Source organism: Pseudomonas nabeulensis, from assembly GCF_004682045.1.
In the GTDB taxonomy this organism is placed as follows: Bacteria; Pseudomonadota; Gammaproteobacteria; order Pseudomonadales; family Pseudomonadaceae; genus Aquipseudomonas; species Aquipseudomonas nabeulensis.
In genome coordinates this window covers 1-14,122 of record NZ_QUZT01000043.1, presented here as the reverse complement: position 1 = coordinate 14,122, position 14,122 = coordinate 1, and the positions used below count along the sequence as shown (strand labels likewise).

At 61.7% G+C, this 14,122-nt stretch carries 14 protein-coding genes; 9 read left to right on the top strand and 5 right to left on the bottom strand.

Going from position 1 to position 14,122, the window contains the following annotated elements; genetic code table 11:
- Positions 1–3 precede the first annotated feature (3 nt).
- Genes DYL61_RS20770 through DYL61_RS20760 form a run of 3 tightly spaced genes read left to right on the top strand, consistent with a single transcriptional unit; the run spans position 4 to position 2,082 of the window.
- Positions 4–348 carry a YciI family protein gene (locus DYL61_RS20770; protein WP_135309883.1) on the top strand — a complete coding sequence of 115 codons (345 nt, stop codon included), beginning with the start codon at positions 4–6 and terminating at the stop codon, positions 346–348.
- A 34-nt stretch (positions 349–382) separates the two neighbouring features.
- Entirely contained in the window at positions 383–862 is a 480-nt protein-coding gene (locus tag DYL61_RS20765) for an SRPBCC family protein (RefSeq protein WP_135309882.1), read from the top strand.
- On the top strand, positions 859–2,082 hold the full coding sequence (locus DYL61_RS20760) for an RNA polymerase sigma factor (protein WP_135309881.1): 1,224 nt from the start codon (positions 859–861) through the stop codon (positions 2,080–2,082). Before DYL61_RS20765 ends, DYL61_RS20760 begins: the two co-directional genes overlap by 4 nt.
- A gap of 254 nt (positions 2,083–2,336) precedes the next feature.
- On the opposite strand, the gene DYL61_RS20755 is transcribed toward DYL61_RS20760, so the two are convergent.
- Positions 2,337–3,191, bottom strand: coding sequence for a LysR family transcriptional regulator (locus DYL61_RS20755; RefSeq protein ID WP_135309880.1), 855 nt, complete (start codon positions 3,189–3,191; stop codon positions 2,337–2,339).
- A gap of 89 nt (positions 3,192–3,280) precedes the next feature.
- On the opposite strand from DYL61_RS20755, the gene DYL61_RS20750 reads away from it, so the two are divergent.
- A complete protein-coding gene (locus DYL61_RS20750) occupies positions 3,281–3,793 on the top strand; it encodes a multidrug/biocide efflux PACE transporter (RefSeq protein WP_135309879.1) in 513 nt (170 codons plus the stop codon).
- Here the strand turns inward: DYL61_RS20750 and DYL61_RS20745 are convergent.
- Positions 3,692–4,450 (bottom strand): SDR family NAD(P)-dependent oxidoreductase, encoded by a 759-nt coding sequence (locus tag DYL61_RS20745; protein ID WP_135309878.1) that lies wholly within the window; start codon positions 4,448–4,450, stop codon positions 3,692–3,694. The two genes, DYL61_RS20750 and DYL61_RS20745, sit on opposite strands and share 102 nt — an antisense overlap.
- Before the next feature lie 106 nt (positions 4,451–4,556).
- Between DYL61_RS20745 and DYL61_RS20740 the strand changes: the two genes are divergently transcribed.
- Positions 4,557–5,453, top strand: a complete 897-nt coding sequence (locus DYL61_RS20740) for a LysR family transcriptional regulator (RefSeq protein WP_105695509.1) — start codon at positions 4,557–4,559, stop codon at positions 5,451–5,453.
- On the opposite strand, the gene DYL61_RS20735 is transcribed toward DYL61_RS20740, so the two are convergent.
- Complete coding sequence (locus DYL61_RS20735; RefSeq protein WP_135309877.1) at positions 5,450–6,367, bottom strand: LysR family transcriptional regulator; 918 nt, start codon at positions 6,365–6,367, stop codon at positions 5,450–5,452. The genes DYL61_RS20740 and DYL61_RS20735 overlap by 4 nt on opposite strands.
- A gap of 163 nt (positions 6,368–6,530) precedes the next feature.
- Here DYL61_RS20735 and DYL61_RS20730 point away from each other — a divergent pair, with 163 nt between their 5' ends.
- From DYL61_RS20730 to DYL61_RS20720, 3 genes are read left to right on the top strand one after another with little or no spacing between them, the layout of a single operon-like run.
- The gene (locus DYL61_RS20730; RefSeq protein WP_135309876.1) at positions 6,531–7,289 is read left to right on the top strand and encodes a 5-oxoprolinase subunit PxpA; all 759 of its coding nucleotides are present in this window, start codon (positions 6,531–6,533) and stop codon (positions 7,287–7,289) included.
- A gap of 56 nt (positions 7,290–7,345) precedes the next feature.
- Positions 7,346–8,224: a 5-oxoprolinase subunit B family protein gene (locus DYL61_RS20725; protein ID WP_135309875.1), complete on the top strand. Its 879-nt coding sequence runs from the start codon at positions 7,346–7,348 to the stop codon at positions 8,222–8,224.
- Positions 8,221–9,195 (top strand): 5-oxoprolinase subunit C family protein, encoded by a 975-nt coding sequence (locus DYL61_RS20720; RefSeq protein ID WP_135309874.1) that lies wholly within the window; start codon positions 8,221–8,223, stop codon positions 9,193–9,195. The genes DYL61_RS20725 and DYL61_RS20720 overlap by 4 nt, the downstream gene beginning before the upstream one ends.
- 142 nt (positions 9,196–9,337) lie before the next feature.
- Here the strand turns inward: DYL61_RS20720 and DYL61_RS20715 are convergent, their stop codons facing one another.
- Complete coding sequence (locus DYL61_RS20715) at positions 9,338–10,945, bottom strand: inorganic phosphate transporter (RefSeq protein WP_135309873.1); 1,608 nt, start codon at positions 10,943–10,945, stop codon at positions 9,338–9,340.
- A gap of 228 nt (positions 10,946–11,173) precedes the next feature.
- Complete coding sequence (locus DYL61_RS20710; protein WP_135309872.1) at positions 11,174–12,193, bottom strand: transporter; 1,020 nt, start codon at positions 12,191–12,193, stop codon at positions 11,174–11,176.
- A 244-nt stretch (positions 12,194–12,437) separates the two neighbouring features.
- Here DYL61_RS20710 and DYL61_RS20705 point away from each other — a divergent pair, with 244 nt between their 5' ends.
- A complete protein-coding gene (locus DYL61_RS20705) occupies positions 12,438–14,066 on the top strand; it encodes a methyl-accepting chemotaxis protein (RefSeq protein WP_135309871.1) in 1,629 nt (542 codons plus the stop codon).
- The last annotated feature ends 56 nt before the right edge of the window (positions 14,067–14,122 follow it).

The following is a 14,122-nucleotide window of genomic DNA, read 5'->3' as shown; positions in this document are numbered from 1 at the left end:
CACATGAAATACCTCTGCCTGATCTACAGCAACGAACAGGTGCTGCACACCTCGCCCGACAGCCCGGCAGACCCGGAGTGTTTCGCCTACGCCCAATCGGTGCAGGCCAGTGGTCGCATGCTGGCCGCCGAGCCGTTGGAGTCGGTGACCACGGCAACTACCGTGCGCATGCGCAATGGCAAGTTGTCGATCACCGACGGGCCGTTTGCCGAAACCAAGGAGCAACTCGCCGGGTTCTACCTGATCGAGGCGCGGGACTTGAACGAAGCGATCCAGGTGGCCGGCGGTATTCCGGCGGCCCGGGTCGGCAGTGTGGAAGTGCGCCCGGTGCGCGCGTTGAATCTCTGACCACTACAACCATAAGACTCAAGAGGTTTGCCCCATGTCTAACCCCTCTGCCGAATTTGAACTGTCCATCAGCCGTGTGATCGATGCGCCTCGCAGCCGGGTGTTCCGCGCCTGGACCGAGCCTGCCTTGCTGCAACAATGGTGGGGGCCCCATGGCATGACCACTCCCAAGTGCGAAATGAACCTTTGGGTCGGTGGGCTGTTTTCTACGTTGATGCGTGCCCCGGACGGCGCCGAATACCCCACTCAGGGCGTATTTCTGGAAATCGTCGCGCCGCGGCGATTGGTGTTTACCGACGCCTTCAAGCCCGGCTGGATTCCGTCGGGCAAGCCGTTCATGACCGCCGAAGTGACGTTTCAGGAAGTCGAAGGCAACAAGACCCTCTACACCGCCCGCGCGATGCACTGGAACGCCGAAGACAAGCAAGCCCACGAAGCCATGGGCTTTCACGACGGCTGGGGCCAGAGCCTCGACCGGTTGGTGAAACTGGTGACCGAGGACATGACCGATTGACCCCGTCGGTCGAGGCGATTTACCGCAGTGAATCCCGGCGCGTCCTCGCCACCCTGATCCGTGTGCTGGGGGATTTCGACCTTGCCGAAGAGGCCTTGCACGAGGCGTTCTTCGTCGCGGTCGAACGCTGGCCGCAGGAGGGCGTGCCGGATAATCCCCGTGCCTGGCTGGTGTCCACCGGGCGCTTCAAGGCCATCGACCGGTTGCGCCGCCAGGCGCGCTTTACCCCGTTGTTGCAGGAGCAGGCTGACGCGCTGGAGGCGACGGATTGGAGTGCCGAAGACGTGGAAGATGACCGCCTGCGGCTGATCTTCACCTGTTGCCACCCGGCGTTGGCCCCCGATGCCCAGACGGCGTTGACCCTGCGCGAGATCTGCGACCTCACCACCGAGGAAATCGCCCGGGCCTTCCTGGCCACCCCGGCCACGATTGCCCAGCGCATCGTGCGGGCCAAGGGCAAGATCCGCGAAGCCAGGATTCCTTATCAGGTGCCATCCCTCGCCGAATTACCCGAGCGCTTGGACAGCGTGCTGCGAGTGATCTACCTGGTGTTCAACGAGGGCTATTCGGCGTCCATGGGCGCCGATCTCACGCGGGAGGCGTTTACCCGCGAGGCCATTCGTCTTGGCCGCTTGCTGATGGAGTTGTTGCCGGAGCCGGAAGTCGTGGGGCTGCTGGCGCTGATGCTGTTGCACGAGTCCCGCCGAGCGGCGCGCACGTCGGTCAGTGGAGAGCTGGTGCTGTTGAGTGAACAGGACCGATCACTGTGGGACGCGTCCTTGATTGTTGAAGGCTGCACGTTGGTGGCGCGTGCGCTGACCACTGGTCGTTTTGGTCCTTACTGCCTGCAAGCGGCCATTGCGGCGGTGCATGCCGAGGCGCCCACAGCGGCTGAAACGGACTGGCCGCAGATCGTCGGGCTGTATGACGTATTGCTCAGGGCCACGCCGTCGCCGGTGATCGAGTTGAACCGCGCCGTGGCAGTGGCGATGGGGCAGGGGCCATTGGCGGGGTTGCAGTTGGTCGAGGGAATTTTCCAGCGAGGGGAGTTGACGGATTACCACTTGGCGCATTCGGCGCGGGGGGAGTTTTGTCGGCAGTTGGGACGAATCGAAGAAGCCCGCAGTGCTTATGAAAAAGCCCTGTCATTGACTCAACAAATCCCCGAAAAACGCTTCCTGGAACAACGCCTGGCCGAACTCCATCTCCACAAACAATGAAAATCAAAATGTGGGAGGGAGCAAGCCCTAATGCCAGTCAGTTAGGGCGAACACTGTACCTGTGGCGAGGGAGCTTGCTCCCGCTGGGCCGCGAAGCGGCCCCAGCTCTTTGTTTTAAAAGACTGGGACTGCTACGCAGTCCAACGGGAGCAAGCTCCCTCGCCACAGGTTACTTTTACAATTGCTACGTCTTAATTGACTGGCATTAGGGCAAGCCCCCTCCCACAATTTTGATCCTCATTATCTGTAGAAAGTCATTCAAGCATCTTGCCCAATAACCAACTGCCCGCCGGCCCCGGAGGCTGTTGGCGCGACCACAACGCATCCACCGTCACCGAGCGTGGCCAGCCGCGTGCGTTGAGTTCTACCAAGCTGTCATTGCCAAAGCGCTCTACCAGCCAGCGGGGCAGGGGCGCCCAGCCGAAGCCTTGTTGGGCCATTTCCATCAGCAACAGGTAACTGGCGGCGGACCACACCCGGCCCGCGGGGCGGCTGTCGAAGGGTTTGACGATGCTCGCCAGGCGCAACTCGCGATGCTGTTGCAGGGTCTGCTGATCGATACTCGCCAGGCCCGCCAGCGCATGTTGCGGCGCAACAAACAGCGCGATCTCGGTACGCTCCTGCACCGGCGAGGCGGTCAGGTCCGGCGGGTAGACCGCTTGTTGCTCGATAAACGCAATGTGCGCCCGACCACTTTGTACCAAGTCGATCAGGTCGTCGCATTCGGCGATCAGCCACTCCATTTCCAGGTCGGGGTAACGTTCATCCAGCGCGATCAGGGTGGTTTCAAAGCGCTGTGATTGGTACGTGTCCGACATGGCCACCGTCAGCTTCGGCTCCAGGCCCTGGGCCAACTGGCTCGCCGCCAATTCCAGGCGACTGCTGGCCTCCAGCACCTGTTCGGCCCGTTGCAGCAATACATGCCCGGCGGGGGTCAACGTCGGCTTGCGGCTGCTGCGGTCGAACAACACCACATCCAGGTCAATCTCCAGGCTCGCCACCGCCGCACTGACGGTGGACTGGCTCTTGCCCAGCTTGCGCGCCGCCGCCGAAAACGAACCTTGGGTCGCCGCCTGTACAAACGCCTGCAGCACTTCGTTGGACGCCATGACTATCGCCTTGATCGATGGTTATTGGTTATGAAGTATCGAGTGAGAGGGTGATCATGGCAACATTCTTCACTCACGGAGCGCAGGGTATGACCCCCACCAAATCGATGACTGAACGTGTTTGCCAAGCCCTGGGTTTTGAGGGCCTGGCCCTGTTGATCTGTACACCGCTGCTGGTATTGATCACCGGCCGGCCCGCCCTGGAAATGGGCGCGGTGACCTTGGGCCTGAGCCTGCTGGCGCTGACCTGGAACATCATTTTCAATAGCCTGTTCGACCGCTTGAAGGGGCGCCTGCAACTGTTCGGTGGCGCATGGACGCGGGTGCTGCATGCGCTGCTGTTTGAGGGCGGGCTGATTATCGTGGCCGTGCCGTTGATCGCGATCTGGCTGAATATCAGCCTGTTGCAGGCGTTTATGCTCGACATCGGTGTACTGCTGTTTTTCCTGCCGTACACCTATGCCTATCACTGGGGCTATGACGTGCTGCGTGAGAAAGTCCTACAGAAACATGCCGCCCGACGCCTCGATGCGCTGGCCGGTGATCCAGTGGCTGCCGTCGGCCAGAAGAGTGGCGATCGCACCGCCGATATCGTCCGGTAAACCGGCGCGGCCCAAAGCGGTGTTGTTGGCGACCATGGTGTTGAGCGCGGCGTTGTCACGGACGGCACCGCCGCCGAAGTCGGTTTCGATGGCGCCCGGCGCCAGGATATTCACGCTGATGCCGCGCCCACCCAGTTCCTTGGCCTGATACCGAGTGAGTACTTCCATTGCGCCTTTCATCGCGGCATAGGCGGCATATCCCGGCAGGCTGAACCGTGCCAGGCCGCTGGAAATATTCAGGATGCGCCCGCCGTCGCTGATCAGCGGCAGCAGTTTTTGAGTCAGGAAAAACGGGCCTTTGAATTGGATCGCCAGCAGTTGGTCGAACTGCGCCTCGGTGGTTTCGGCAAAGCTGGCATGGGCGCCGATGCCGGCGTTGTTGATCAGAAAGTGGAAGTGATCCTGTGCGAAAACATCCTTGAGCACGCTGCCAACTTCGCCGACAAAAGCATCGAAGGTGCTGCTCTGGCCCACGTCCAGCTGCAACATCGCGGCGCGGCCACCCAGGGCTTGAATCTGCTCGGCCACGGCCTGGGCTTCGCCCGCTGCGCTGTGGTAGGTGCCGATGATATCGACGCCCTGTGCTGCCAGGTGCAGCGCGGCGCTTTTGCCCAGGCCACGGCTGGCGCCGGTGATGAGTGCGATTTTACGGGTCATGGTGCAGTCCTCATGGGTGATCAGTGGGACTGAGTGTATTTATTCGCCCATAACGTGATAAACAGCGCTATACCGGAATCACTGGCCGGATAAGGCGAACAATCCCATGAATAAACTTGAGCTGCTGCGCACCTTCGTGCGCGTCACCGAACTGTCGAGCTTTACCGGCGCCGGCGAAAGCCTGGGGCTGCCGCGCTCTACCGTGTCCGAACATGTGCAGGCCCTGGAAGAACTGCTCGGCACGCGCCTGTTGCAACGCACCACACGCAAGGTGCAAGCCACTCAGGATGGCCGAGTGCTGTATGAGCGCAGCAAGGATCTGCTGTCACACATGGAGGAACTGGAAGGGCTGTTTCGGCAGGACGAGGCGCAACTCAGCGGGCGCATTCGCGTGGACATGCCCAACGTGATGGCGCGGGAGCTGATCCTGCCGCGCCTGCCGGAATTCATGGACGCACATCCGTTGATCGAGCTGGAGATCAGCAGCACCGACCGCCAGGTCGACCTGCTCGCCGAAGGCTTCGATTGCGTGTTGCGGGTGGGCGCGCAGCCCGATCAGACGGTGGTGGCGCGACTGTTGTGCAGCATGCCGATGATCAACTGCGCGAGTGCGGGCTACCTGCAACGGTATGGCGTGCCTACAACCCTGGCCGACTTGGCGCACCACCAGTTGGTGCATTACGTACGGCCGTTGGGGTCACGTTCGGCGGGCTTCGAATACCTGCAAGGCAACAAAGTCCATCGCGTGCCCATGGCCGGGCGGGTCACGGTCAACAGCACCGATGCCTATCGGGTGGCGTGCCTGGGCGGCTTCGGCATAACCCAGGTGCCCGCCCTGGGCATTCGCGAATTGCTCGCCAGCGGTGAACTGGTGGCGCTGTTGCCCGACTACCCGGCGCCGCCGCTGGATGTGTCGCTGCTGTACGCCGGTCAACGGCATTTGCCGCAGCGGGTGCGGGTATTCATGGATTGGCTGGCCGCGTTGTTGCAATCCCAGCTCTAACGCCGTGCCGACAACTGCTGCGGTGCCAGGAACGCGTCGTGGAAGTAATCGCGCACCGCCTGCATCGCCGGGGTGAATGTTCGCTCGCGGTGCCAGGCCAGGCCGACGCTCATCGGCGTGACCGGGTCGGTCACGGTCAGGGTTTCGATGCGCTTGCCTTCCAGCGACCAGGGGCGGTGTACCAGATCGGAGAGGATTGCCACGCCGCTGCCATTGGCAACCATGCTGCGCACCGCCTCCACTGAACTGGTGCGCAGGCGCACCTTGGGCGTTTGCCCGGCCTGCTCCCAGTAACGCATGGCGCTGTGTTCGGCTTCATCGACGGTCAGCAGGATGTAAGGCTCTTGCGCCACATCCGCGAGGCTCACGGCACCGCGTTCGCACAGTGGGTGATGGCTGGGCAGCCACAGGCGGCGTTCTGAGTTGAACAGGATTTCGGAGACGATATCCGGGTGAGTGAGGTTGGCGGTGAGCACCACGGCCATGTCGAACTGACCGTCCAGCAATCCTTGCTCGATGGCTTGGCGTTCCTGTTCGAACACCTCGATGGTCACGTCCGGGTGCCAGTGTTCCATGCGCTGCAAATGATGAGGCAGGAAGTAACCCAGCACCGTGTAGCTGGCGGCCAGACGCAGCACGCCGCTGGCGCGGTAGTCGGGCAGCGGGCTGTTCAGTGCGTCATCCACGCTGCGCACGATCACGTAGGCGCGGTTGAGGAAATGCCGCCCGGCGTCGGTCAGGTTCATGCCCTGGGCCGAGCGCACGAACAGTTGCACGCCGAGCATGGCTTCCAGTTCCTTGATCGCGGTGGTCACCGCCGACTGGGAGATGTTCAAGTGAATCGCGGCCTGGGAAATTTGACCGATTTCGGCCGTGGCGACGAAGTAGCGCACTTGGCGCAGGGTCAGGGACATAGTGAGATCCGGACGCAGAGCGCCATGGCTGCGTTCCCACGCGGAGCGTGGGAACGATCTGTGTATATCTGTTTTTCAGAAGATACCCTATCTGATAATAGATCTTCCCAAGGGGTCAAGGCGCAGCCTACTTTTCTTCCATCACTTAGGCGGAGCGACCCCGATGCAGGCAGTGGATTTCAATTCGGACATGGGCGAAGGCTTCGGCCCCTGGACCATCGGCGATGGCGTGGATTCGGAGCTGATGGCCTACATCAGCTCGGCCAATATCGCCACCGGCTTCCACGCCGGCGACCCCGGCACCATGCGCCGCACGGTGGAGCGCGCCAAGCAATTGGGCGTGGCCATTGGTGCCCATCCAGGCTTTCGCGACCTGGTGGGGTTTGGCCGGCGACACATCAACGCCCCGGCCCAGGAGTTGGTGGACGACATGCTCTACCAACTCGGCGCCCTGCGGGAGATCGCCCGTGCCCAGGGCGTGACCCTGCAACACATCAAGCCCCATGGCGCGCTCTACATGCACCTGGCCCGTGACGAAGAAGCGGCGCGCTTGCTGGTGCAAAACCTGCAAATCATCGAGCCGACGCTGTTGCTGTATTGCATGCCCAACTCGGTGATCTGGCGTGTGGCCAAGGAGCTGGGGCAACCGGTGGTGCGGGAGTTTTACGCTGACCGTGAGTACGATCTGACGGGCTCAATCGTGTTTACCCGCAATGTGCGGGCGTTGGATCCGGCGACAGTGGCGGCGCGTGTCCTACGTGCTTGTCAGACCGGGTTGGTAAGAACCGTAGAAGGCGAAGACCTGTTCATCGAGTTCGATTCCATCTGCCTGCACAGCGACACTCCCGGTGCCTTGGACCTGGTAGAGGCCACCCGCGAGGCGTTGGACCGAGCGGGCATCACGGTCAAAACACCCCAATAAAAACGATCTCACACTTTTTCGCCTGCCTTTCTACAACGATTCCAAGAGGAACAGACATGGCTGAAACGTCCCCCATCCGCTACAGCTTCGGCGGTGATGAACATCTGTTTGCCGAGGTCAGCGACAGCATGTCCCTGGAGGCCTTTTTCAAAGGCATGGCGGTGACCCGAGCGGTAGAGCGCCTGGCGCTGGAAGGCGTGCTGGATGTGTGCCTGGCCAATGCATCGTTCCAGATTCGCTTCGACCCCGACCGCATCGCGCCTCACGTGCTGCTCGACGCGGTGCAGACCGCCGAAGCCCAGGCCGTGGCCGAGCGCACCTTGCACACGCGCATCATCGAAATCCCGGTGCTGTACAACGACCCGTGGACCCACGAGACCTTGATGCGTTTTCGCGACCGTCATCAAGACCCCAGCGGCACTGACCTTGAGTACGCCGCTCGCATCAATGGCCTGGCCGATGTCGACGCGTTTATCGCCGCCCACAGTGGTGCGCCGTGGTTTGTCTCGATGGTGGGCTTTGTGGCGGGGCTGCCGTTCATGTTCCAGATGGTCGAACGCGAGCGGCAATTGCAGGTGCCCAAGTACCTGCGCCCACGCACCGACACGCCGAAATTGACCCTTGGTCATGGCGGCTGCTTCGGCTGCATCTACTCGGTACGCGGCGCCGGCGGTTACCAGATGTTCGGCGTGACCCCGGCGCCAATCTATGACCCGGCGCAGCAGTTGGCCTACCTGAAGGAACACATGGTGTTCTTCCGGCCGGGCGATATCGTGCAGTTCAAACCCATGGACCGCGACGCCTACGACCTGGCGGTCGCCGAGGTGGACGCAGGACGTTTCGACCTGCGCATCCGTCCGGTGGAGTTTTCCCTCGACGCCTTTCTCGCCGACCCCATGGGTTATCCGAAATCCCTGCAGGAGGCGCTGGCATGATCAAGGTCCTCAAACCCGGCCTCGCCACCTCTGTTCAAGACCTTGGTCGCGAAGGTTATTACCACTTGGGCATTCCGCCTTCGGGGGCGCTGGATCAATACGCGTTGAGTGCAGCCAACCATCTGGTCGGCAACCCGGCGGGCGCTGCCGGCCTGGAATGCACCTTGATCGGCCCCGAGTTGCAGTTCCAGCAGGATGCACTGGTGGCCCTCAGCGGTGCATTGATGTCGCCGCGCCTGGATGGTGAAGTGGTGCATCAGGACACCGCTTTCCACGTGCGCGCCGGGCAGGTGTTGCGCTTTGAGTTCCCCAAGGCCGGGGCCCGCACCTACCTGGCAGTGGCCGGTGGCATCGATGTGCCGCTGGTGCTGGGCAGTCGCTCGACGTACACCCTCGGCGCACTCGGTGGGTTCAACGGGCGACGCTTGCAGGAGGGGGATGAGTTGCCCATTGGCGAGGCCAGCGGTGCGGGGCGAGCGGGCAACAGCTTGCCCATGGCGCTACGTCGATCGGTAGGCGGCGATGTAACGTTGCGCGTGGTGCCGGGGCTGTATTACGAGCGCCTGAGTGACGCGGCCAAAGGCAGTTTTTTTGCCGAGCCGTGGACCGTGGGTTCGGAGGCGGACCGTATCGGCTATCGCTTCAAGGGCGGCAGCGCACTGAGCTTTCAGCCACGGGAACAGCCGTTTGGCGCGGGGTCTGATCCGTCGAATATCGTCGACAGTTGCTACCCGATCGGCTCGATCCAGGTGCCGGCGGGGTTGGAGCCTATTGTGTTGCACCGGGATGCGGTGTCGGGCGGTGGCTACGCGATGATCGGCACGGTGATCAGTGCGGATCTGGACCTGATCGGGCAGATGCAGCCGAACCAGCGGGCGGGGTTTGTGGCGGTAACGCTGGAGGAGGCGTTGGAGGCGCGGCGGGTGTACAAGAAGCGGCTCAAGGTTATGGCTGGTTTGTTCACTCTCTGAAAAACAAAGAGGACTAAATGTGGGAGGGGGCTTGCCCCCGATTGCGGTGGGTCAGCCAACTGATCTTTAGCTGACCCACTGCCATCGGGGGCAAGCCCCCTCCCACATTAGTTCTCTGTTCACATTGAGGTTTTGTGGTGGGTCAGAACAGTTTGGTGAACAGCCAGTAGAGGCTACCTGAAAGCAGGATTGCCGCAGGCAACGTCAGCACCCACGCCATCGCCAAATTCCGAATCGTGCGCATCTGCAACCCACCGCCATTGGCCACCATGGTTCCCGCCACGCCGGACGACAACACATGGGTGGTCGACACCGGCAAACCATACATATCCGCCGCGCCGATGGTCAGCATCGCCACCATTTCCGCCGAAGCGCCTTGGGCGTAAGTCAGGTGGGTCTTGCCGATCTTCTCGCCGACGGTCACCACGATGCGCTTCCAACCGACCATGGTGCCCAGGCCGAGGGCGATGGCCACGGCGATCTTGACCCACAGCGGAATAAAGCGCGTGGAGCTGTCGATCTGTTGCTTGAACAGTTGCAGCTTGCCTTGGGTATCGGCGTCGAAGTGGCCGACCTTGTCCTTGTCCATCAGGCGAATGGTTTCGCTGGTCAGGTACATGTCGTTACGCACGTTGCCCACGGCTTCCACCGGCACTTTGGCCAGGGAGCCATAACCCTTCACTTCATCACCGATCTGGCCGGCCAGTGCGGCGAGGGCGGGGATCAGTTCCGGGGTGGCTTCCTTGGTGCGCACGTAGGTCGAGAGGATCGGACGCGGGTCACCGCTCAGCGCTTGCGGCGCGCTTTTCACCAGGGCCACTTGGGTCACCTCGGCCACGGCGGCGAACTGCAAGGATTGCTCGGCGGGCATGGTGCGGTTCAACGCATAGGCCATCGGCAGGGTGCCCACCAGGATCAACATGATCAAACCCATGCCTTTTTGCCCATCGTTGGAGCCGTGGGCGAAGGACACGCCGGTGCAGGTGGCGATCAGCAGGCCGCGAATCCACAACGGCGGCGGCGTGTCGCCCTTCGGTGCCTTATACAGCGCGCGGTTTTTCACGAAGGCGCGCAGGGCCAGCAACAGCAATGCAGCAAACGCGAAGCCGATCAGCGGCGACAGCAGCAGGGCATAACCGATCTTGATCGCCTGGCTCCAATCCACACCGCTGGTGCCGTCACGCCCGTGCATCAAGGCATTGGCCACGCCGACGCCGATGATCGAACCGATCAGGGTGTGGGACGACGATGCCGGTAACCCCAGCCACCAGGTGCCGAGGTTCCACAGAATGGCGGCGATCAACAGGGCGAAGATCATCGCAAAACCGGCCGACGAGCCGACTTGCAGGATCAGCTCTACCGGCAGCAGCGCAATGATGCCGAACGCCACCGCACCGCTGGAAAGCAGCACGCCAAGGAAGTTGAAGAACCCCGACCACGCCACCGCAAAGTGCGGCGGCAGCGAGTTGGTGTAGATCACCGTCGCGACCGCGTTGGCGGTGTCGTGGAAACCGTTGACGAACTCGAAACCCAACGCGATCAACAACGCCACGCCCAGCAGCAGGAACGGCGTCCACGTGGTGACCACGGTGCCCAGTTCGTGCATGTCGTGCATCAGGCTGTAGGCGGTGAACAACAGGCCCATGGCGAGCACGGCGAAGAAGATGATCACCGTCACCAGGTTGTTTTTCTTGTCCAGCCGGGGTGTGGGGGCGGCGTGTGAGGAGGCAGTCAGGGAAGGGGTGGCCATGCCGGAGCATCCGAGTGGGGAGGATGTCCTTCATATTCATTGCAGAATGTTACAGAGATGCTGCCGCAGGTCAGTGTTTGGTTAATTGAGCCTTGCGCCGATCTAAGAAGTGCTGGAGGGCTAATGTGGGAGGGGGCTTGCCCCCGATGACAGAGTGTCAGTCACTGCATCTGTTGACTGGCACACCGCCATCGGGGGCAAGCCCCCTCCCACAGTTTTAAATGCATTTCAGGTTGAGAATTTGCGGAACGCCCAGCGTCCGGCAATCACAGTAAACGTGGCAACCAGCGCCACCAAAATCCAAAACCCCTCCGGGTCCGTAGACAGCGGCACACCCCCCACATTCATCCCGAAAAAACCGGCAATGATATTGATCGGCAACGCCAGCACCGTCACCACGGTCAGGGTGAACAGCGTGCGGTTGCTCTGTTCGTTGAGGTTGGCGGCGATCTCTTCCTGCAACAACTTGATGCGTTCACCCAGGGCCGTCAGGTCGTTGATGATCAGCGCAAACTCCTCGGTGGATTTGCGCAACTCCTTCACGTCTTCCTTTTGCAGCCACTGCGGCGGGCGGTTGAGCAGGCGCAGCAACGAGCCCGGTTCCAGCGCCAGCAAGCGTTGCAGGCGCACCAGCACCCGGCGTGCCGCGCCCAGCTCGGCGCGGTTGGTGGACAGGCGCGAGGACAGCAACTGGTCTTCGATCTGGTCGACGCTGATGCTGGTCTTGCGCACGATCTGGGTCAGTACTTCGCCCTGATCGCGCAGCAGGTGCACCAGCAATTCCAGCGGGGAACGAAAGCGCTCACCGGCCTTTACCGACGAGCGCAGTTTGTCCACCGAGTGCAAAGGTTGCAGGCGTGCGCTGATCAGCAGGCGGCTGCGGGCGCACACCCACAGCGTGGAAATATCCGAAGAGACCATGCTGCTGAAGTTGAACACCACATCGTTGACCACCGCCAGCAAGGCCGAGTCCACATGCTCGATGCGGGTGGAGCGCGAGCCTTCGTGCAGTGCTTCGAAGAACTCGGCGGGCAAGTCCAGGTGCGACTGCATCCAGCGCTCGCACGCGGCGTGGGCCAGGTTCAGGTGCAGCCACAGGAACTCTTCCGGGTCGTCCGGTTGCTGCAAGGCCCTGAGGGCGGTGGCCGAATCAATCTGCTCGCCTTTTGCACCGGGGCGAAACCGAAAACCGTAGAGCAGGCCAAACAGATCGGGATCCTGATGGCCGTGATCGATGCTGTGGTTCATGGAGGCTCGCAGAGAAAGCACCTGTAGGACGTTTCACAGGTTCGCGTAGGCGAATCATTGCAAGGTGAAATGACAGTTTTGTGACGGTTCTGAATTTATTTCGCTGCCGTGACATTTATTTGACCGTCTGTCGGGAGCTGTTCAAGAAGACTCTAGCGCAGCCGATTCAGGCGCGGAGAGTCGTTTGATAACAGGGAGGTTGCGGCGTGCGTGCACTTATCCCTTGTATCGAGGCTTTACCCCGATGAATGTTTTGCGTACCTCCTTGAGAGCACAAATCCTGTCGCTGCTCGGTGGCAGCCTGCTGGCGATGTTGTTGATTGCCCTGGCGTGTTTCAACTTCCTGTCTAATGGGGTGCAGAGTTATCGCAGTTTGCTGGAAGGGCCGTTGCTGACCTCGCAGTTGATCGATGAGGCCAACCTGCAATTCAAGGTGCAAGTGCAGGAATGGAAAAACGTCCTGCTGCGCGGCAAGCAGCCCCAGGATATGGAGAAATACTGGGGGCAGTTCCAGGACCGTCAACGTGATGTGCAAGGCATCCTCACGCGGCTGGTCACCCAGACCAGCAACGACTCCACGTTGAGCCGACGTATCGAAACCCTGCGCCAGGAACACCAACAGCTCGGCGTGGCTTATCAGAAGGGCCGCGATGCCTATGTGGCTGCCGGGGGCGATCCTACTGCCGGCGACACTGCGGTAAAAGGTGTGGACCGTGCCGCCAGTGAGCAGATGAGCACCTTGGTCAACGACCTGCGCGAGCAAGGCACCCAACAATCCCTGGCCATCAGTGCCTACGCCGAGCGCACCGTGTGGGTGGGCCTGGCGATCATGTTGCTGTCGGGTGCAGTGATTGGGTTGTTCAGCCTGTTTTTGATCAACCGTAACCTGATCCTGCCGATCCGTGGCTTGATCGACTACGTGACCCAACTGAGCCACGGCCGCTTTGCCGAGCGCGTTGCCAGTCGCCGCCAGGATGAATTGGGCCACCTCGCCGCGGCCGCCAACACGCTGCGGGATTTTTTCGCCGAAACCTTCAGCCGCTTGCAGCGCAGTGCCACCGATCTGGTGAGCGCCAGCGGCGAGTTGAATGCGATTGCCGGGCAGATGAGCGCCGGCACTCACGAACAATTCGACCGTACCGACCAGGTGGCCACGGCCATGACCGAAATGTCGGCCACCGCCCAGGAAGTCGCTCGCCATGCCGCCAGTGCGTCGCGAGCGGCCGATGAGGCGGACCATTCGGCCCGTGAAGGCGGTGAAGTGATGCAAGTCACCATTGCCACCATCGGCCAGATGCGCAACGAGATCCTCAACACCGGCACCATCATCCGTCGTTTGGAAAGCGACAGCGTGCGCATCGGCAAAGTGCTGGAAGTGATTCGCGGGATCGCCGAGCAGACCAACCTGCTGGCACTCAACGCGGCGATTGAAGCGGCGCGGGCAGGCGAGGCGGGGCGTGGGTTCGCGGTGGTGGCCGACGAAGTGCGCAGCCTGGCGCAACGCACGGCGGCGTCGATCATCGAGATCAACGGGATTATCGAGGCGGTGCAGACCGGTGCGGTGGATGCGGCCGAGGCGATTGTCAGCGGCCAGTCGAGCAGCGATGAAAGTGTGGAAAAGGTCGCCCAGGCCGGTGCCATGCTGGCGCATATCACTCAGGCGGTGGAGGCGATTCGCGACATGAACCGCCAGATCGCCACGGCGGCGGAGGAACAGACTTCGGTGGCCGAGGATATCTCGCGCAATATCACCCAGATCACCACGGTGGCTACGGCGAATATGGATAACGTGCAGCGCACCGAAGCGGCGAGCCAGAACTTGCGGGGGTTGTCGGGGGAGTTGAACGAGGTGACGGCGCGATTGGGGGCTTGATCAGCCATCGAAAATGATGCTGTCCCAATGTGGGAGGGGGCAAGCCCTAATGCCAG